The organism is Prosthecomicrobium sp. N25, assembly GCF_037203705.1.
In the GTDB taxonomy this organism is placed as follows: Bacteria; Pseudomonadota; Alphaproteobacteria; order Rhizobiales; family Ancalomicrobiaceae; genus Prosthecodimorpha.
In genome coordinates, this window is record NZ_JBBCAT010000001.1 from 1,034,457 (window position 1) to 1,055,021 (window position 20,565).

The following is a 20,565-nucleotide window of genomic DNA, read 5'->3' on the forward strand; positions in this document are numbered from 1 at the left end:
CATGTCCGCCATCAAGACGGTCGCCGTGGTCGGCTGCGGCATCGGCCGCTCGCACATCTTCGAGGGCTACGCCAACCACCCGGACCGCTTCCGCGTTCTGGCGATCTGCGATCTCGACGACGAGCGCCTGAAGAAGGTCGGCGACGAGTTCGCGGTGCCGATCCGCACGAAGAGCTTCGACGAGCTCCTCGCCATGCCGGATCTCGACATCGTCGACATCTGCACGCCCCCCGGCCTGCACGTGCCGCAGACGCTCGCCGCGCTCGCCGCCGGCAAGGAGGTGGTCTGCGAGAAGCCCATCGCCGGCTCCCTCGCCGACGTCGACCGCCTGATCGAGGCCGAGAAGGCCGCCCGCGGCCGGGTCATGCCGATCTTCCAGTACCGCTGGGGCAACGGCTACCAGAAGGCCCGCCAGGTCGTCGGCGCCGGCCTCGCCGGCAGGCCCTATGCGGCGACCGTCGAGACGCACTGGAAGCGCACGGCCGAGTATTACGCCGTCCCCTGGCGCGGCAAGTTCGCCACCGAGCTCGGCGGCGTGCTCGTCACCCACGCCATCCACATCCACGACATGCTGGTCGGCCTCATGGGCCCGATCCGCTCGGTCTTCGCCCGCGTCGCCACCCTGGTGAACGACATCGAGGTCGAGGACACGGTCGCGGCGAGCCTGGAGATGGAGAGCGGCGCGCTCGTGACGCTGAGCTGCAACCTCGGCTCCGCGGTCGAGATCAGCCGCATGCGCGCCATCTATGAGAACGTCACCTTCGAGAGCGGGACCGCCTGCTACTCCCCCGGCGACGAGCCCTGGACGATCACGCCGGTCTCGACCGCCGCCCCGGCGATCGAGGCCGAGCTCGGGCGGTTCCAACCCGTCCACCGCCGCTTCCAGGGCCAGGTCGAGGCCTACCACGACGCCCTGCTCTCGGGCGGCGAACTGCCCGTCACGCTCGCCGATGCGCGCCGTTCGCTCGAGCTCGTGACCGCCATCTATCACTCGGCCGAGACCGGCCGGCCGGTCGAATTGCCCATCGGCACCGACCATCCGAAGTACCACGGCTGGGCGCCGAAGCGCTGAAGCCCCGCACCCCCAGGGAGAAGCCCCATGTCCCGCGTCGCCCTCGACAAGGTGGTCAAGCGCTACGGATCCCACCAGGTGATCCACGGCGTCGACCTGGAGATCGGAGACGGCGAGTTCTGCGTCTTCGTCGGCCCCTCCGGCTGCGGCAAGTCTACGCTCCTGCGCATGATCGCGGGCCTGGAGGAGATCACGGGCGGCGAGCTCCGGATCGACGGCGCGCGTATGAACGACGTGGCCGCGGCCAAGCGCGGCATCGCCATGGTGTTCCAGTCCTATGCGCTCTACCCGCATATGAGCGTGCGCAAGAACCTCGCCTTCGGCCTGGAGACCGCGCGCATGCCCAAGGCGGAGGTTGCCGCCAAGGTGCAGAAGGCGGCGCGCATCCTGCAGATCGAGCAGCTGCTCGACCGCAAGCCGAAGCAACTCTCCGGCGGCCAGCGCCAGCGCGTCGCCATCGGCCGGGCCATCGTGCGCGAGCCGCGCCTCTTCCTCTTCGATGAGCCGCTCTCCAACCTCGATGCCGAACTGCGCGTCCAGATGCGCGTGGAGATCGCCAAGCTCCACCAGGACCTCGGCTCCACGATGATCTACGTGACCCACGACCAGGTCGAGGCGATGACCCTCGCCGACAAGATCGTGGTGCTGCGGCTCGGCGTGATCGAGCAGGTCGGCGCCCCGCTCGACCTCTACAACCGGCCCGCCAACAAGTTCGTCGCCGGCTTCATCGGCTCTCCCAAGATGAACTTCCTCGATGCCGCGGCGGCCGAGCCGGCCGGCGCCGGCCTCGCCCTGACGGTCGCCGGCCGCAAGCTGCCCCTGCCGCTCGCCGCGCCCCGGTCCGGCTCGGGCCTCGCGCTCGGCATCCGCCCGGAGCATATCCGCGTCGGCACCGACGGCCTGTCCCTCGGCGAGGCGAAGGCCGAAATCGTCGAGAGCCTCGGCGGCCAGACCATCGTGTATGCCCGCCTGTCCGACGGCCAGCCGCTCACCGTCGTGCTCGACGGCCAGCGCAACCTCCACTCCGGCGAGATTTTGCCGATCACCGCCGACCCGGCGCTCTGCCACGCCTTCGACCAGGAGGGCAGGGCGCTCGCCCGCGCCTGATCCGGTCACCTCCGGCAACGGACCCGGCCGCCCTCAGGCGCCCCGGAGCCGATCCGTCCCGGGGGAGGCCGTCGCGGGCCCGGCCTTCCGGGACCGGCGGCACCGGTCCGAGCAGTATTTCACCTCGTCCCAGACCTTCGCCCAGGCCTTGCGCCAGACGAAGGGCCGCCCGCAGGCCGCGCAGGTCTTCCGCGGCAGGTCCGCCTTCTTCCGCATCCGCATCGCCGTTCGCCCGTCGCCCTGAACCGTCCGCGCCCGTCCGCCGTATGGCACCCCGGAGGACCCTGGGGACCCGAGGAGGCGCCATGACGGACCCGGTCTACGACGCTGCCGTAGCGGCCGGATCGCCCGCGCCCGCAACGGGACGCCGGCCGTGACGGTTCTCCGCTTCATCCTCGGCGACCAGCTCGGCCGCGGGCTCTCCGCGCTTCGCGACCTCGCGCCCGGCGACGTCGTCCTGATGGCCGAGGTCGCCGACGAGACCGTCTACGTCCCGCACCACAAGCAGAAGATCGCCCTCGTGCTTTCGGCCATGCGCCATTTCGCGGCCGACCTCGCCGCCGAGGGCATCGAGGTCGACTACGTGCGCCTGGACGACCCGGCCAACAGCGGCTCCTTCACGGGCGAACTCGCCCGCGCGGTCGCCTGCCGCCGTCCCGTGCGGGTCGTCGTCACCGAGCCCGGCGAGTGGCGGGTGCAGCGCATGATCGAGGGCTGGGAGACCGCGGTTGGCCTGCCGGTCGAGATCCGCCCCGACGACCGCTTCCTCTGCTCGCGCGACCGATTCGCCCGCTGGGCGGAGGGCCGCAAGAGCCTGCGCATGGAGTTCTTCTATCGGGAGATGCGCCGGGAGACCGGCTTCCTGATGGAGGGCGGCGAGCCCGCGGGGGGACGCTGGAACTTCGACGCCGAGAACCGCAAGAGCCTGCCCGCGGGCCAGCGGCCGCCGCCGCGGCGCCGCTTCGAGCCCGATGCGATCACCCGCGAGGTCCTCGCCCTGGTGGCCGCCCGCTTCCCCGGCCATTTCGGCGACCTGGAGCCTTTCGGCTGGGCGGTGACCCGGGCCGATGCCCTGGAGGCGCTGGAGCATTTCGTCGAGGCCTGCCTGCCGCTCTACGGCGACTACCAGGACGCCATGAAGGCGGGCGAGCCCTTCCTCTACCACGCCGTCCTGTCGCCCTACCTGAACCTCGGGCTGCTCGACCCCGGCGAGGTCTGCCTCGCCGCCGAGACGGCCTGGCGCCGGGGCGCCGCGCCCCTCAATGCCGCCGAGGGCTTCGTCCGCCAGATCCTCGGCTGGCGCGAATACGTGCGCGGCATCTACTGGCTGCGCATGCCGGGCTACGCGGCGACCAACCACCTCGGCGCCGGCCGTCCCCTGCCGTGGTTCTACTGGTCGGGCGAGACCGCGATGGCCTGTATCGCCGAGGTCGTCGCCGAGACCCGTCGGAACGCCTACGCCCACCACATCCAGCGTCTGATGGTCACCGGCAACTTCGCCCTGCTCGCCGGCCTGGCGCCCGCCGAGGTCGAGGCCTGGTACCTAGCCGTCTACGCCGACGCCTACGACTGGGTCGAGCTGCCGAATACCCACGGCATGGTGCTCCACGCCGACGGCGGCCTGATGGCCTCCAAGCCCTACGCGGCCTCCGGCGCCTACATCGACCGCATGTCCGACTATTGCGCCGGCTGCGCCTACGACCCGGCCGTGAAGACCGGCCCGCGGGCCTGCCCCTTCAACCTGCTCTACTGGAATTTCCTGATGGAGAACCGGCCGAAGCTCTCGGCCAACCCGCGCCTCGCCATGCCGTACCGGACGCTGGACCGCATGACGGACTCGCGCCGGGCGACGATTCGCCGGGAGGCGGGTGCCTTCCTGGCGGCCCTGGACGCCGGTCCGGCGGCCCCGCCCGCAGGCGACCAGCTCGCCATGGACTTCGGCGCCTGACCTCCGACGCGAAAACGGCGGCCAAGGGCCGCCGTGCAGAGGAGGACGAAGCGGGCGAGCGGCTCAGTAGCCGTTGATCACGATGAAGGACCCGCACATCATCGTCGTGCAGGCACGCGGGGCGGGCGTCTGCGCCGCCACCCGGACCGGGAGCACGGGGGCGGACGCGCGGGCGACCGACGCCGGCAGGGGCGGTCCGGGAAGCGGACTGATGATCGACTCCGCCTGGGCCGTACCCGAGAGCCCGACGCCGAGCAACAGAACACCTCCGACGCGCGACACCAGAGAACGCATGGAACCCTCCTGGAGGCTGTCTCAATTCGGGTCAGGATATCCCGACCGGTCACGATCTGCAAACTCCACGTGATTCACCGTAAATTCTTCGTTAGCCCCGCGACTTGCGGCGAATCGCCTGGGCAGCACCCGGGATTTCGCCTTCCTTGTGTGGCGCCTCGACAACACACCGGCGCAAGATGCCCCGTCGGGACCGTACCCTACGCCCCGGCTACGGATTGACCGCTCCCTGCAATGGTCTGATTCAATACGAAAATCCGCATGCGGGGCGGCTTCGTGTCGGCGGTGTGGCAGCCCGGTGGCGGCTTGCGTGCTCCGCACCCCTCCACTAGCGTTTCGTGTGGTGGACTAGGGCAGGTGGGCCCGTGCGGGGGTGATGGTATGGTTGAGCCGCTCAGGCTTCATGGAGACGCGAACCGGAAGGTCCGGGCTGCGCTCCTGCTCACGACGGTGCTGGTCGCCGCACCCCTGGCGGTCGAGCGTGCTTCGGCCCAGGTCATCAATTTCGGCGCGAGCACGACCGACACGACGGACCGGGTCTCGACCGCCCCGACGGTGCTGCAGTTCAACGCCACGGCGGCCGGCATCACGGTCAACCTCAACGGCAGCGTCTCGGGCAACGGCCCGGTGACCTACACCGCCGCCACGGGCACGACCCTCGTCAACGTCAACAGCACCACCAACAGCAATTCCGGCGCGACGACCGTGACGGGCCTGGGCACCGTGACCTTTGCGGGCGCCGGCAGCATCTCGTCCACCTCGGACTTCGTCATCAACGGCGGGAACACGCTGACCGTCAATCTCAACGGCGCCACCCACACGGTCGCGAGCTTCACCCAGCAGGCCGGCGGCCAGGCGTCCAACTTCACGGGCCTCAGCAACGGCACGCTGATCACCAACGGCGCGATCTCGTTCCAGGCCGGCAACATCGCCCCGAACCTGACCCTCCAGGGATCGGGCGCGGTGACGAAGTCGACGGCCGGAACCGTCACCATGCGCGGCGTGCTCGCCACCACCGGCGGCCTGACCGTCAACGCCGGGACCCTGCGGCTCTTCAACACGAACACCTACACGGGTGGGACGATCATCAACGGCGGCACCCTCGGCGTGCTGGCCGCCGGCGCCCTCGGCAACGCGTCCAACCTGCTGACCATCAACGGCGGCATCCTCGACGTCTTCGGGACGACCCAGACGATCGGCGGGCTGCTCATGACGGGCGGCACGATCCAGACGTCCGTCGCTGGTGCGGGGGCGCTGGTCTCGGCCACCGACTACGACCTGCAGGCGGGCACCATCAACATCGCCCTGAACGGCAATGTCGGCCTCAACAAGTCGACCGCCGGCACGGTGACGCTGGGCTCCGCCAACGGCTATACCGGCAACACCAACGTCTCGGGCGGCACCCTGAACCTCCAGGCTGCCGGCGCCCTCGGCTCCGGCGCCGGCGTGCTCACCGTGAGCGGCGGCTCGACGGTCGCGCTGAACGGCTTCAACCAGTCCGTCGGCGGCGTCTCGCTGGTCAACGGCACCATCAGCGGCACCGGCGGCATTCTCACCTCGAGCGGTACGATCGATCTGCAGAGCGGCACCGTCTCGGCCGGCCTCGCCGGCGCGGGCGCGATTACAAAGACGACCGCCGGCGTCGTGACGGTCTCGGGCGTGATCGGCACCTCGGGAGGCCTCACCGTCCAGGCCGGCACCCTCAACCTGACCGCCGCCAATACCTATACGGGCAACACCGCGGTCACCGGCGGCACGCTGGCCCTCTCGGGCGCCGGCACGATGGGCGCCGTCTCTAACACGCTCTCGATCTCCGGCGGCGGCGTGGTCGACCTCGGCACGACCAACCAGACGGTCGCGGGCGTCACCCTGACCAACGGTACGATCAGCGGCACCGGCACGCTCACCTCCACGGGCGCGATCGGTCTCCAGCAGGGCAGCATTTCCACGGCTTTGGCCGGGGCCGGCGCGATCACCAAGTCGACCGCCGGCGCCGTGACGCTGTCTGGCGCGATCGGCACCACGGGCGGCCTCACCGTCCAGGCCGGCACCCTCACTCTGAGCGCCGCCAACAGCTACACCGGCGGCACCACGATCACCGGTGGCACGCTCCTTCTGTCCGGCGCGGGCACGCTCGGGTCGACGGCCAACACCTTGTCCATGTCGGGCGCCAGCATCCTCAACATGGGAGGCACCAGCCAGACGGTCGCCGGCCTGAGCATGAACGGCGGCACCATCTTCAACGGCGGCACCCTGACGTCGAACGGCGCCATCGATCTCCAGGCAGGCTCGATCCTGGTCAATCTCGCGGGCTCGGGGACGATCACCAAGTCGACCGCGGGCTCCGCCCTCATTTCGGGCGTGGTCAGCACCACGGGCGGCCTCGTCGTCCAGGGCGGCACCATCGACCTTTCGGGCGCCAACACCTACACGGGCAACACGGTCGTCACCGGCGGCCTGCTCACCTTGACCGGCGCGGGCACGCTCGGCGCCACCTCCAACACGCTCTCGATCTCCGGAACCGGCACCGTCGGGCTGAACAACACCAACCAGACGGTCTCCGCCTTCACGCTGGCCGGCACCGGCAGCCTGCTGGGGCCCGGGACTCTGACCTCGAACGGCGCCATTTCCCTGCAGGGCGGCACCCTCGCCGCCACCCTGGCGGGTTCCGGAGCCGTCACCAAGTCGACGGCCGGCACCGTGACCGCGACGGGAGCGATCAACACGACGGGCGGCCTGACCGTCCAGGCCGGCACCCTCAACCTGCAGGCCGCCAACGGCTACACGGGCTTCACGAACATCACGGGCGGCACGCTGGCCCTCTCCGGCGCCGGCACGCTCGGCGCGGTCACCAACACCCTGGCGATCTCGGGCGGCGGCATCCTCGACCTCGGGTCGACCAACCAGACGGTCTCGACCTTCACGCTCACCAACGGCCAGGTCAACGGCACGGGCACGCTGACCGCGACCGGCGCGGTCGACCTGCAGCAGGGCAGCATCGCCGCGAACCTGACCGCCAACAGCACGATCACCAAGACGACCGCCGGGACCGTGACCATCACGGGCGCGCTGAACGGCGCCAACGGGCTCGACGTGCAGGGCGGCATCCTCGACCTGCAGGGCGTCAGCACCTTCACGGGCGGCACGTTCAACATCGCCTCGGGCGCGGCGGCCCTGCTCGGCGCCAACTTCACGATCGCGGGCACGGCCACCAACAGCGGCACGCTCGCCTTCTCGGCCTCCGGCGTCACCCTCGACACCACCGGCCTGACCAACACCGGCACCATCCAGGCTTTCCGCACCTCGGGGAGCGGCGCCTTCCTGTCGACCATCAACGGGCCCTTCGCGAATTCCGGCCTCGTCACCCTGTCCAACAATTCCGCCAACGACAGTCTGGTCGTGAACGGCAATCTCACGGCGGGCGGCGGGTCCAGGTTCGCGCTCGACTTCAACCCGGGCGCCAACGCGGCGGACACCGTGGTGATCAACGGCACGGTGACCGGGAACTCGACCCTCCAGCTCAACCGGGTCGGGCCCAGCAACCTCCTCTCCGCGCCCCTGCTCGTCGTCACCACCGGCGGTGGCACGGGCAACTTCTCGGCCAGCGGGCTGAACTCCTCGAACGCCTTCATCAACTACGCGCTGCAGCGGTCCGGCAACAACTACCAGATCGTCTCCAACGTGAACCCGGCGGCCAACATCGCCGGCGCCAGCATCAATGCGGCCCTCTCGGCCATCTCGTCCGGCTTCTTCGAGCCAACCAGCGCCTTCATCACCTCCTCGCGCTCGCGCCAGGGCTCGACCCAGCAGGGGATCGGCGATTCGCTCACCGATCAGATGTCGCTCGGCTTCTGGGCGCGCACCAAGGTCGGCCAGTACACGGTGTCGAACACCACGACGCTCGACTCCGGCCCCGGCGGCGGCGGCGTGCAGAAGGCGGACGCCCGCTTCCGCGCCAACTTCACGGGTATCCAGGCGGGCCTCGACGCCGGCTTCAGCGACATCGGCGGCTCCGGCATCAGCGCCTTCACGGGCCTGACCGCCGGCCAGGTGAACGTCTCGGGCAGCGACCTCGCCTCCAAGACGTCCTCGCGCGTCTCCTTCGACGCCCCCTTCGTCGGCGTCTACGGCGCGGTCATCGGCTACGGCAGCTACGCCGACCTGCAGATCCTCCGCAATTACTACAACATGAAGCTCACCAACGCCGCGCTCAACCTGCGCGACAAGAAGGCGAACGCGGACGGCTGGTCGGCCTACGGCTCCGCGGCCACCACGGTCCAGATCTACGAGAACGTCATCCTGCAGCCGTCGCTCGGCCTCATCTATGCGAACACGGCCCTGACGCCCATCAAGGCCGCGGACGGCACGATCCGCTCCAAGGACGTGGACAGCTGGCTCGGCCGTGTCGGCGCCAAGCTCGCCACCAGCTTCGCGGCGTCCGAGACCCTCGTGCTCCGGCCGGAAGTCTCCTACAACCTCTGGCACGAGTTCGCCGGCCCGGTGAAGGGCAGCATCGCGCTGCCTGGCCAGAGCTTCAACCCGACCACCTCGACGACCCGAGTCGGCACCTTCAACCAGATCGGCGCGGCCCTCAACGCCCAGTTCACCGACACCGGGCTCTTCGCCTTCGTGCGCGGCGAGTATCGCTGGGGCGAGAACATCCACGGCGCCGCCCTCACCGCCGGCATGCGCTACAGCTTCTGACGGTGCCGCGCGGCCCGGGCCGCGCCCGTCCCACAGCCTTCGCGGCCCGGACTGTCCGGGCCGCGTCCGTCCGGAGCCCTGGGGCAGCCGTCGCGTTGCGCCACCGTGGGCTTCGGACTATCGTTCCGGACAGGGATGAACGGGAACAACCCGAGGTGCCGGCGGCATTCGGAGCAGTGCAGACGCGGAGGCTGGGCCGGTTCGCAGCCGCGACCCTGGGCCTCTTGGCGTTCCTGCTGTGTGCGGCTCTGGCCTGGGCGGACCAGGCCCTGGCCGAGCGCCGTGTCGCGCTGGTGATCGGCAACAGCGCCTACAAGTCCATCGTCGCCCTGAAGAACACGAGAGCCGATGCCGAGGACGTATCGAGTCTCCTGCGTGAGCTCGGCTTCGAGGTGATGACGCGCCTCGACGTCGAGCGCGCCTCGATCCCCGACGTCCTCAAGGACTTCTCCCGACTCGCGTCGGGCGCCGACGTCGCCCTCTTCTACTTCGCCGGCCACGCGCTGCAGCACCAGGGCGGCTACTTCCTGGTTCCCGTCGATGCCAAGATCGAGGACGAGATCGCGGTCCAATACGACCTGCTGCCCGCCCGCAATGTCGAAGACCTGATGGAGAAGATCCCGGGCGTCCGGATCATGATCTTCGACGCGTGCCGCAACGACCCCTTCCAGGGCGGCACCCCCTCGAGCGCGCGGCCCTCGCCGAAGCCCGGGTCTGCGACGCGCGGCCTCACCCGCGTCGTCAACGCTCGCGGCATGGTCTCCATCTACGCCACGGCGCCGCTCGACGTGGCCGAGGACGGACGCAGCCGCAACAGCCCCTTCACGGCGGCCCTCCTGGCCCGCGCCGCCGAACCCAACGTCGACATCGTCGAGACCTTCCGGCGCGTGAGCCGCGACGTGCAGAAGCGCACGGACGGGCGCCAGGTCCCCCAGATCACAACGACCTTGCAGGAGGAGTTCGTCCTCAGCCGCCGCGAGACGGACCTCTCCGCCTGGGCGAAGGTCCGATTCTCGAGCCGCGCCGACGACCTGCGCGACTTCGCCGCCCGCTTCCCGAACTCCGCCTTCCGCGACGAGGCCCGCTTCCGCCTCGACGTGCTCGAGCGCGAGTTGAAGGCCGGCCAGGACCGCACCTGCGCGCAGGAGGCCGAGCGCATCGACCGCCTGGTGCAGGGCGGCGACCGCCGCGGCCTCGTCGAGCTGCGCGGCGGCGTCCTCTGCCCCGCGAGCGCGGCGCGCATCGACGCGGCGGTCGCCGAGATCGACGACCGGGCCGAGCGCCAGCGGCAGGCCGAGGCGCTGGCCCGGCAGCGCCAGGAGCAGGAGGCCTGCAACGACGCGGTCCAGAAGGTCGGCGACGCGGCCGCGGCTCGCCGGCGCGACGACCTCCAGCGCCTGAAGGCCGGTCCGCTCTGCGCCCGCGCCGCAGCCGCCGCCGACGAGGCGCTCGCCAGGCTCGACCGCCTCGCCCAGGAGGAGAAGGCGGCTGCCGAGGCCTGCGAGCGCGAGCGCACCGACATCGAGTCCGCCGTGCGCCGCCGCCAGGTGGACGACCTGCGCAAGCGCACCGTCAAGTGCCCGGCCAACCTGCCCCTGCTCGCCGCCGGCCTCGACGCGGTGGTCCGCCAGCTCGACGACGAGGCGCGCCAGCGCCAGGCCGAGCAGACCCGCAAGGCCTGCGAGGATGCGCAGCGCCGGGTCGCCGACTTCCAGGCGAGCCGGGCCAAGGGCGCGCTGGCGGGCCTGCGCAACGGCCAGGTCTGCGAGGAGGCCCAGCAGGCCGCCGCCGCAGCGCTGGCCGCCATCGCGGGCCAGGAGGCCAAGGAGATCTGCGACGCCGCGCTCGCCCGGATCGAGAGCGCCCGCGCCGGCCGCCGCAAGGGGGAGCTGACGGCGCTCCGCGCAGCTGCGCCCTGCGATCCCGCCCAGCAGGCCGCCGCCGCCGCCGTCGCCTCGCTCGAGGAGGCCGAGAAGGCGGAGGCCGCCGCGCTCGAGGCCGCCTGCCTGGAGGACCTCCGCGCGCTCGCCGCCATCCCGTCCGGCCGCCCGGCCGACGTCGAGGCCTTCCTCAAGACCCCGCGCTGCCCGGAGGCGCGCCGCCGCGGCGAGTTCGCCCTGGCCGAGGCCGGCAAGGTGGTCGCCGAGGCCAAGGCTCGGCAGGAGAAATGCCGCGAGGAGGGTGTCCGCATCGACGCGGCGATCCGCGCCGCCCGCCTGGACGAACTGGCCGCCCTGCGCCCGCGGATGGACTGCCCGGAGAACATGGACCGGCTTGCCCGCGCCATCGACGACGGGCAGAAGCTCTGCGCCGCGCGTCTCGACGGGATCCGCCGGGCCGAGGCCGACAACCGCCGCGACGACCTCCAGGAGGCCCGCCGCGCGCCGGACGTCGCCCGCTGCCCGGACGCGGTGGCGGCCGTCGACCAGGCGCTGCGCAACCTCGATGCGCGGGCCGCCGAGGCGCAGGCCCGGGTCTGCCGCGAGGAGGCCGCGACGGTCGACCGGCTCGCGGGCCAGCCCGCCGCGCGCGACCTGGAGGCGCTCCGGTCCGGCGCCCGCTGCCCCGATACCGCGCGTCTCGTCGAGGCGGCCACCGCCAGGCTCGCCGAAGCGGCGAACGCCCGCCAGCGTTGCGCGGAGGAACGGGCCGACCTCGCCCGGGCCGCCGCCGAGGATCGCCGCGCCGACCTGTCTGCCAAGGCCGAGCGTGCCGCCTGTCCGGACGTCCGGACCGAGGCGCTGGCGGCGCTGCGCGCGCTCGACGACCGCACCGCCCGCCGCTGCGCCCAGGAGCTCGCCGAACTGACCGCCCTCGACCCGGGCCGGCCGGCGGAGATCCAGGCCGCCGTCAACCGCTTCCAGTGCCCGGACGTCCGCCAGCGCGGCACCATCCTGGTCGCGAGCGCCGCCCAGCAGGTCTGCACCCGCGAGAAGGCGTCCCTCGAGGAGCAGAAGCTGCAGGTCCGCAGCGAGGCCGATCTCGACCGGCTGCGCGCCTTCGTGCGCGGCGCCCAGTGCCCCGAAATCCGGGAGGTCAACGTCGCCGCCCTCACGGTGCCGGCGCCGGAAGCGCCGCGGGCGCCCGAGCCGCAGCCGGTCGCCCCCGCACCCCCGCCCGAGCCGAGCCGGAAGGAACTGGTCGCCCGCGCCCGCGACGGTCTCCTCGAGGCGGGCTGCCTGAAGCGCGGCGAGCGCTCCGACAAGGACGTCGAGGACGGTATCCGCGAGTTCTACGGGGCCACGCGCCGGGGCCGCTGGGACGGCGCGATCACCGTCAAGCTCGTCGAGGAGATCGAGGACGCCGACAAGGGCACCTGCAGCCTCGCGCCGCCCGCCGCCCCCAAGGTGGACGTCCGGCCGCCGAAGCGCGACGAGGCCGAGAAGGACCAGAAGGGCCGGCGGAGCGGCCCGCGTATCGCCCGTCCGGAGCCCGAGGAGCCGACGCGCCCGCGCCCCGAACCCCGCGCCGAGCCGCGCCAGACCCAGCCCCGTCCCGCGCCGGCCCAGCCGGTCCGTCCGGCCGCCCCCGCGCAGCGAGGCCCGGCGCCCGTCGTGATCATCAATTGACCGGGCAGGCTCCTGCCGGGGTGGCCGAATCCGCCGTGCTCGGCTAGCGTCGCCGCCGTGTCGGCCCGGAAGAGACGGAGACAAGACCTTGCAGAGACTCTCGTCGCATGGCGCGCTCGCCGCGCTGGTTTTCGCCGCCGCCGCATCCGGGGCGGAAGCCCAGCAGCCGCAGCGCCCCCCCGCGCCCGCCGCGCGGCCGGCCCAGGCGGCGCCCGCGCCCGCCGTGCCGCCCGTGGCCCCGCCCACCGCGGCCGCGCCCGTCGGCCCCGAGGACGTCGCGCGGGTTTCCACGGCCGTCTACGGCGACTGGACGCTTCGCTGCGAATCGAAGGGAAACGCCAAGGTCTGCGAGGTCACCCAGGCCCTGCAGGTCGAGGGCCAGCAGGGCCCGATCGCCCGCGTCGCCTTCGGCCGGGAAGCCGGAAAGAGCGCCTTCACGGTGGCGGTGCTCCTGCCCACGAACGTGACCATCCCCCCGGGCGTGAAGCTCGCCCCCGCCGCCGATGAAACCGGCCTGCAGATCCCCTTCCAGCAATGCGGCCCGGGCGGCTGCATCGCCTCGACGGCCGCCTCCGACGACCTCGTCCGCCGCTTCCGCGCCCAGACCGCGACCGCCCAGCTCGGCTTCACCACCGCCGCCGGCCAGCCGATCGCCGTCAACTTCCCCATGCGCGGCTTCGCCCAGGCCATGGACGCGCTCGCCAAGGAGTGATCCGGGCGGCAGGCTTCCCGCCCCGTCGCCCTCACCCCCAGGCGTAGCTGAAGGCGCCGTTCTCGATGCCGACCCGGGCCTCCCGGATCTCCGTCTTGTCGAGCGAGCGCTTCAGGAACTCGCGCGAGAGCGCCGGCAGGATCGTATTGGTGATGATGTTGTCGATCATGCGCCCGCCGGAATCCGGATCGTTGCACTGCTCCACGATGTGGTCGACCACCGCGTCGTCGTACACGAAGGCGGCGTCGTGGTTCTCGCGGATGCGCCTGCCGATGCGGTCGAGCTGGAGCCGCACGATGCCGGAGAGCATGTCGGGCGACAGCGGGTAGTAGGGGATCGGCACCAGCCGCCCGATCAGCGCCGGCGGGAACACCTCCAGGAGCTTCGGCCGCAGCGCGCCGAGGAGCGATTCCGGATCGGGACGATGATGCGGGTCGCGCGCCAGGTCCATGATCAGGTCCGTCCCGACGTTCGAGGTCAGGATGATCAGCGTGTTCTTGAAGTCGATCTTGCGCCCGTTGCCGTCCTCCATGATCCCCTTGTCGAAGACCTGGAAGAACAGCTCGTGCACGTCCGGATGGGCCTTCTCGACCTCGTCGAGCAGGACGACGCTGTAGGGCTTGCGCCGCACCGCCTCGGTCAGCCGCCCGCCCTCGCCGTAGCCGACGTAGCCCGGAGGTGCGCCCTTCAGCGACGAGACCGTATGGGCCTCCTGGAACTCGGACATGTTGATGGTGATCATGTTGCCCTCGCCGCCGTAGAGGGCTTCGGCGAGCGCAAGGGCCGTCTCGGTCTTGCCGACGCCGGAGGGACCGCAGAGCAGGAAGACACCGATCGGCTTGTTCGGATTGTCGAGCTTCGCCCGGTTGGTCTCGATCCGCTTGGCGATGATGGCGAGCCCGTGGCTCTGGCCGATGACGCGCCTGTTGAGGATCTCGGGCAGGCGCAGGACGTTCTCGATCTCGTCCTTGACCATCCGGCCGACCGGGATGCCGGTCCAGTCCGACACCACGGAGGCGACCGCCTGCTCGTCCACATGGGCGTAGATCATGCGTCGCTCGGGGTCGATGGTCTCGAGCCGGCCGGCCTTCTCGGCGAGCGCCGCCCTGGCGCTCTCCTGCGCCTCCGCCTCGGCCTCGGGCGCCGCCACGGACTCGCGCAGCGCGCGGATCTCCTCCACCAGCGCCTTCTCGGAGGCCCATTCGGCCTCGAGCGTCTCGAGCTCGCCCCTCAGGGTGGCGAGCGCCGCGTCGATCTCCCCGAGGCGCTCGGTCGAGACGATGCCGAGGTCCCGGTCGGCCTTGAGCGCCGCCGCTTCCGCCTCCAGCGCCGCGATCGACGCCCGCGTGTCCTCGATCGCCGCCGGTATGGCGCTCTGGCTGATGGCGACCCGCGCCGCCGCCGTGTCGAGCAGGCTCACCGCCTTGTCGGGCAGCTGTCGGGCCGGGATGTAGCGCTTGGAGAACTCCACGGCCGCCACCACGGCCGCATCCGAGATCTTGACCTTGTGGTGCTTCTCCATCGGCCCGATCAGCCCGCGCAGCATCCGGCAACAGCGCTCCGTGTCCGGCTCGTCCACATTGACGGGCTGGAAGCGGCGTGTCAGCGCCGGGTCCTTCTCGATGTACTGGCGGTACTCCGACCAGGTCGTCGCCGCGACGGTCCGGAGCGTGCCGCGCGCCAGCGGCGGCTTCAGGAGGTTGGCGGCATCGCCGGTGCCGGCCTGGCCGCCCGCACCGATGAGCGTGTGGGCCTCGTCGATGAAGAGGACGATCGGCGTCGGCGAGGCCTGGACCTCGTCGATGACCGAGCGCAGCCGCTGCTCGAACTCGCCCTTCATGGAGGCGCCGGCCTGCATCAGGCCGATGTCGAGCGCGCAGAGCCGAACGTTGCGCAACTGCGGCGGGACGTCGCCCGACGCGATCCGCTGCGCCAGTCCCTCCACCACGGCCGTCTTGCCGACCCCCGCCTCGCCGGTCAGGATCGGGTTGTTCTGCCGCCGGCGCATGAGCACGTCGATCACCTGCCGGATCTCGTCGTCGCGGCCGAGGATCGGGTCCATGCCGCCTTCCTTGGCCTTGGCGGTCAGGTCCTGCGAGAAGCGGTCGAGCGCCGTCTGCGCCTTGCCCTTGGCGGCTTCCGCGCCGGCCGTGCCCGCCGCGGCGAGGCCGGATCCGTCCATGGGGCGCAGCGTCTCCTCCTCGGAGCCCGCCCACAGCGAACGGTGCTCGGCCGCCAGCGTGTCCGGGTTGATCTTGCCGAACTCCGGCGAGAGCGACGTGAAGGCCCGCTTCAGCTCCATGGATTTCAGCGCGCCGGTCAGCATGTGGCCGGTGCGGATCTGCGTCTCGCCGAAGAAGAGCGTGGCGTAGTGCCAGCCGCGGTCGAGAATGTCCGAGATGGCGTTGGAGACCCCCGGCATCTCGGTTTCGTTCTTGCGGAAGCCCTCGACCACGCGGGCGACGTCGGACGTCAGCTTGGCCCGGTCGATCTTGAACTTGTCGAGGGTGAGGCCGAGGTCGGTCCGGTCCCGCTGCAGCAGGTGCAGGATCCAGTGCGCCAGCTCGACGTTGCGGTTGCCGGCGCCCTTGGCATGGCGGAGCGCCTGGAAGAAGGCGTCGTAGCCGACGCGGTTGAGCTTGCCCGTCACGGCTTCCAGGCTGATGTCCGGCATGGCCACTCCCCCAATCGGCGCCCCCGGCCGAGTGAAATCCGCTTTCCCCGGGGCCGCAAATGAAAACAAAGAGATCGCGCCCCGGCGGCAGGCCGGGGCGTCAGGCGAATTCCGTTTCGATCGGCTCGCCGGCGCGGGACTCGCGCACCCGCTGGGCGAGGTTGAACCGCGCCTCGGACCGCTCCCGGTCCGGGTCCTTCTCGATGTCCGGCGCCACCCAGGTGGTCCAGCCGAGGCGCCCGAAGGAGCCGAGCTTCACCGGCTTGGTATCGGCCTGCCGGATGACCAGCTCCACGTCCCAATCGACCGCCTCGCCGAGATAGAAGAGCACCAGGTCGGCCAGCGGTTCGGCGAGCCGCCCCTGCGGCAGGACCGTCTCGAACTCCTTGAGCGACTTCGCCGTGATCCGGACCCGGATCTTGTCGCTGACGCTGTAGAAGCTCGACCCCAGCATGACGTCGTCGCCGAGCGCCGAGTTGGCTCCCCCGAGCCGGGTCTGGTCTTCGCGCGCCACGGGCAGCCGCGAGCCCACGAATTCGTGCACGGTGGCGTCGAGGCCGATAACGCCGCGGATCAGTGCCTCGAGCCGCACCGCCGACTTGGCCGCGGGCGCCATCAGCCCGGCATGCGCGAGCTTCAGGGCGTCCGGCACCGTGTCGAGGTTCCGGTAGATGCGCGAGCCGAGGCCCACGGCCGAGCCGACATAGTCGCCGAAGCGGTCGTCCAGCGGGCGCTCGTGCTGGGCAATCGGCCGCGAGTCCGCCCAGGCACGGAAGAAGAGCTGCAGGAACCGGCTGTTGAACACGTCGAGGAAGCGCGGAAAGGCCTCGTCACGCTCCAGGAGCCAGGCATAGGCCTCCGCGTTGGTGGCGTCCGGCAGGGCGCCTTGCGGGCCGAGATAACCGAGGAACTTGATCAGGATCCGGAACCGGTCCTTGCCGTCGATGGTGGCGCGCTCGAGGTTCGACGCCGGGAATTCGAAGTAGGGGTTCTGCCCCAGGAGGACGTAGTCCTCCCGCAAGGTGGTGCTGTCGCCGATCCTCGGGCGCTCGGGGTTTCGCCCCTCCAGGATGCGCATGACGGTGAAGAAGTCGAATCGCCACGGCTCCTGCTGGATCTCCTCGTCGAAGCTCATGCCGGCCTCCCGGCGGGGAGGGGAGGCACCGGACCGCGTCCGGGCGGCGGCAGGACGGGCGGCGCCGCGGTCACAGCGGCCTCCTCAGCCCGAGCCGGACCGGCCAGCGCATGATCTCGCCGCGCTCCACCGACCGGATGACCGTCTGCGTGAAGTTGTTGATGGCCACATATTCGGCGAAAAACCGGTCCAGCACGGCGCCGAGCAGGAAGATCCCCGATCCCTCGAAGGAGCGCTCGTCGATCGTCACCGTGATCTCCAGGCCGCGCGCCGCGCCGACCCCCGTCGCCCGCCGCACACGCCGCACGATCGGCCGGCTGTCGACGCTGCGGATGCCGTCGATGCGCCGCTCCTGCACGGCGTCCTTGAGATCGGCGAAGAGGCCCAGCATCTCGCGCAGCGATTGGGCGTTGCGCCCCGCGCTCCGCCCGATCAGGCCCAGGTGGTTGAGGCTCAGCATGTTGATGAGCCGCCACGTGACCGTTCCCGTCGAGGCCACCTCGCGCCGGCTGCGCAGTTCGCCCGTCACCGGCTCGGCCGGCGGGGTCGGCCCGGCAAGGCACACGAAATCCATGTCGGTGTTGTCGAGGAGCCGGAAGTCCGCGCCCCCTTCCCCGACCGGCAGCGCCTCGGTGAGATGCCGGTTGGAACAGAGCGCCCTGAGGCTGATCTCCGCTACCTGCGGCACGTCGCGCCCGCGCGGCTCCAGGAGGCTCAGGTACATCTCCGTCCCGGTATAGTCCGACGCGCCCCCGGTCCGCCGCTCCAGCGCTGTCCGCCGGCGCGGCAGCCTCCGCACCGTGTAGAACAGCTTGCCGGCCTTGGAATCCGGGTCGCGCGGCGCCGAGTAGAGCGGCAGCACCGGCACCCGCTCCGTCGAGCCCGCGTAGTGGGCCGCCACGTCGAGGAGCCGGTGCGGCTCGAAGTCGATCGGCCGGCTCCGGTCCGGGACCACGTGGTGCTCGTGCAGATTGCTCTTCACTTGGATGCGGTCGAGCGTCATTTCGAAGAGGTTGACGGCCGGCGCCGCGTAGATGCCGAAGTCGCCGAGTGTCAGCGTCGCCTGCAGCCGCGGGTTCGACTCGTCGAAGCTGATCACGATCTCGAAGGACTTGGCCGGCACCCGCGGCAGGATCTTGTCCAGGTCGACGAGACGGAACGCCAGGAACCGGCGCGAGAAGACGAAGAAGTCCTTGACGAGCGCGAAGCCGTGGAAGATGCGCGTGTCGGGCGGCACCAGCCCTTCGCCCTCCTCGAAGCCGACCTGCACCAGCGCGCGCGGATCGATCGGCAGCACCACGGCATCGCCGAACTCGTCGTAGTAGCGCAGGTGGATGCCGACCCGCCGAGCGAACAGCTGCTCGTAGAGCGCGATGGCCTCGGTCTCGTCACCGACGAGGTGGACCACCAGGTCGGATATCCGGCACCGCGCGGCATGGAATTCCGGCTTGGCGATCGCGTCCTGGTCGGAGATCTCGGCCTCCTTGCGGCCGCTCATCCGGGTGGTGAAGCCGAGCCGCAGCCCGGCCCGCGCGCGTCCGGCGAGCGGCACGCCGATCGCCTGCAGGGCGGCCGGGGTCGCGAGGTAGTCGGCTGCCGTCATCTCGAACGGCCACAGCATGATCTCGGCGGTCAGCCGGTACCGGCACGCGACCCGCCGCTCCCGCTCCAGGTAGGTGGCGTCGAGATAGCTGCCCTTGGCGATCCTCGTTCCGTCGAGCAGCGCCGGATCTCCGAAGATCGGGCGCGCCTGCACGACCATGGCCGACGGCGTCGGCATCAGGAAGTTCGGGATCAGCTGGTCGAGCAGGTTGGTGGTGAATTCCGGGAACTCGTGCTTGATCTTCAGTTGCACGCGGGCGGCGAGGAACGCCGCGCCCTCCAGGAGCCCCTGGATCATCGGATCGGTGCGGTCCTCCATCAGGCCGCCGAGCCGGTCCGCGATGCCGGGGAACTCCTCGGCGAACTCGCGCGCCTGCTCCCTGAGGACCCTCAGTTCGCGTTCGTAGAGGTCGAGAAACTCGCGATCCATGGGCGCTCAGACATGCCCCACGACGATCTTGCCGCTGGCGACCTCGATGTCGGCGACGAACTCGACCGGCACGTTCTCGGGCCGCATGGAGATCTCAGCGGAGATCTGGAACCGGACCTTGAGTTCCACGGTGCTGACCGACATGTCGCGCCGGACCTGGATGGAGCGCGGCACGATCCGCGGCTCGAAGCGCTTGAGCGCCACCGCCAGTTCGAACGCGATGTCGTCCACCGCGAACTCGTCGATCGAGCGGTGGACGATGTCCGGGATCCCGAAGTTCAGGATCGAGCTCTGCACTTCCGGGTGCTCGCTGAGGTCGAGGCTGGAGGCGAGCTGGATGGTGTTCAGGAGCTTCTCGAGGTCGAGGCCGATCTCGCGGCGCATGATCGCCTCGGTGACCAGCGTTCGCGCCGAGGCCCGTCGGCCGGCGATGATCCGGTCGCCGCTCTCGTCGCGCAGGTCGAGCTTCTTGCGCGCATCCCGCGCCCCGTGAGCGGCCCGGAAGGCATGCATCACGGGGGCTCCGACGCGCTGCTTCTGATGGGATCCGACCGCCAAGACCTGACCACCCCCTCAAGACCTGACCACCCCCTCTTGACCGGCCACCCCACGCGGACCTCGAGGTCCATGCTCGCCGGGCTGCCGAACGCGGGGAGCGGGCGGACCGGCCGGAGCGCTTGCGTTGCGCCCCGCGGCCGGCGGCCGCCCGCCCCGAGCACGGCGACCGCGGTCGCCGGGCCATTCCTTGCGGGCCGGGGCTCGCCGCCCCGCGCCCGTCCGGGCGGAGCCGGGTCGGACTAGCCGGCCCACTCCTTCATGGACGCGACATCCCAGCCATACTTGCCGCCCGGCTTGGCGATGCCCTTGTTGTCCTGGATCTGGTACTCGACGTAGTACTTCTTGAAGGTGAAGCTCACCGACTCCGTGAAGGTACCGCCGCCGCCGGAACCGCCGAGCTGGAAGCTCGTGATGTAGACGTGCTCGAACTTCACTTTGTAGTAGAGCAGGCCCTTCTCCTGGCCGGTCGACTTGCGCAGGTGCATCTCGGCCGTATCGAAGTGCTTGCCCTGCAGCAGGTTCTTGGCGATGTCGGCGCTCGAGGTGTCGCAGGGCTTGGTGAAGTGGAAGTCCTGGACGACCGCCTTGCCGGCGCCGAGACCGGACCCCACCGAGGCGGTGCCGGCGTTCGACAGGCCCCAGGACCAGGAGAACACGTCGATCCAGTCCTTGTGGTCGGTGTCCTGGGACTCGCCCTTGACGCCCTTGAACGTGATGAATGCGTCTTCGGTAGCCATGTGTGCCTCCATGAATAGTGAGG

13 protein-coding genes are annotated in these 20,565 nt (G+C 70.9%); 6 read left to right on the plus strand and 7 right to left on the minus strand.

What is annotated here, in order from left to right; genetic code table 11:
* The first annotated feature begins 1 nt into the window (after position 1).
* Positions 2–1,072, plus strand: coding sequence for a Gfo/Idh/MocA family protein (locus WBG79_RS04735; protein WP_337355954.1), 1,071 nt, complete (start codon positions 2–4; stop codon positions 1,070–1,072).
* Between the two features lie 27 nt (positions 1,073–1,099).
* On the plus strand, positions 1,100–2,179 hold the full coding sequence (locus WBG79_RS04740; RefSeq protein ID WP_337355955.1) for an ABC transporter ATP-binding protein: 1,080 nt from the start codon (positions 1,100–1,102) through the stop codon (positions 2,177–2,179).
* A gap of 33 nt (positions 2,180–2,212) precedes the next feature.
* Here the strand turns inward: WBG79_RS04740 and WBG79_RS04745 are convergent, their stop codons facing one another.
* Positions 2,213–2,401 carry a DUF2256 domain-containing protein gene (locus tag WBG79_RS04745; protein WP_443147406.1) on the minus strand — a complete coding sequence of 63 codons (189 nt, stop codon included), beginning with the start codon at positions 2,399–2,401 and terminating at the stop codon, positions 2,213–2,215.
* 151 nt (positions 2,402–2,552) lie between these two features.
* Between WBG79_RS04745 and WBG79_RS04750 the strand changes: the two genes are divergently transcribed.
* On the plus strand, positions 2,553–4,127 hold the full coding sequence (locus WBG79_RS04750; RefSeq protein ID WP_337355957.1) for a cryptochrome/photolyase family protein: 1,575 nt from the start codon (positions 2,553–2,555) through the stop codon (positions 4,125–4,127).
* 63 nt (positions 4,128–4,190) lie between these two features.
* Here the strand turns inward: WBG79_RS04750 and WBG79_RS04755 are convergent, their stop codons facing one another.
* Positions 4,191–4,421 (minus strand): hypothetical protein, encoded by a 231-nt coding sequence (locus tag WBG79_RS04755; RefSeq protein WP_337355958.1) that lies wholly within the window; start codon positions 4,419–4,421, stop codon positions 4,191–4,193.
* A gap of 381 nt (positions 4,422–4,802) precedes the next feature.
* Here WBG79_RS04755 and WBG79_RS04760 point away from each other — a divergent pair, with 381 nt between their 5' ends.
* The 3 genes from WBG79_RS04760 (at position 4,803) to WBG79_RS04770 (ending at position 13,406) form a co-directional block, all read left to right on the plus strand.
* Positions 4,803–9,125 carry a beta strand repeat-containing protein gene (locus tag WBG79_RS04760; protein ID WP_337355959.1) on the plus strand — a complete coding sequence of 1,441 codons (4,323 nt, stop codon included), beginning with the start codon at positions 4,803–4,805 and terminating at the stop codon, positions 9,123–9,125.
* Between the two features lie 224 nt (positions 9,126–9,349).
* Positions 9,350–12,694, plus strand: coding sequence for a caspase family protein (locus tag WBG79_RS04765; RefSeq protein ID WP_337355960.1), 3,345 nt, complete (start codon positions 9,350–9,352; stop codon positions 12,692–12,694).
* An 88-nt stretch (positions 12,695–12,782) separates the two neighbouring features.
* Entirely contained in the window at positions 12,783–13,406 is a 624-nt protein-coding gene (locus WBG79_RS04770) for an invasion associated locus B family protein (RefSeq protein WP_337355961.1), read from the plus strand.
* 31 nt (positions 13,407–13,437) lie between these two features.
* Here the strand turns inward: WBG79_RS04770 and tssH are convergent, their stop codons facing one another.
* From tssH to WBG79_RS04795, 5 genes are all read right to left on the minus strand, one after another.
* Positions 13,438–16,080, minus strand: a complete 2,643-nt coding sequence (gene tssH / locus WBG79_RS04775; RefSeq protein ID WP_337355962.1) for a type VI secretion system ATPase TssH — start codon at positions 16,078–16,080, stop codon at positions 13,438–13,440.
* A gap of 100 nt (positions 16,081–16,180) precedes the next feature.
* A complete protein-coding gene (gene tssG / locus WBG79_RS04780) occupies positions 16,181–17,215 on the minus strand; it encodes a type VI secretion system baseplate subunit TssG (protein ID WP_337355963.1) in 1,035 nt (344 codons plus the stop codon).
* A 70-nt stretch (positions 17,216–17,285) separates the two neighbouring features.
* On the minus strand, positions 17,286–19,247 hold the full coding sequence (gene tssF, locus WBG79_RS04785; protein ID WP_337355964.1) for a type VI secretion system baseplate subunit TssF: 1,962 nt from the start codon (positions 19,245–19,247) through the stop codon (positions 17,286–17,288).
* Between the two features lie 6 nt (positions 19,248–19,253).
* Positions 19,254–19,760, minus strand: a complete 507-nt coding sequence (gene tssE / locus WBG79_RS04790) for a type VI secretion system baseplate subunit TssE (RefSeq protein ID WP_337355965.1) — start codon at positions 19,758–19,760, stop codon at positions 19,254–19,256.
* Positions 19,761–20,044: 284 nt separating this feature from the next.
* Positions 20,045–20,542, minus strand: coding sequence for an Hcp family type VI secretion system effector (locus tag WBG79_RS04795; RefSeq protein WP_337355966.1), 498 nt, complete (start codon positions 20,540–20,542; stop codon positions 20,045–20,047).
* Positions 20,543–20,565: the final 23 nt, after the last annotated feature.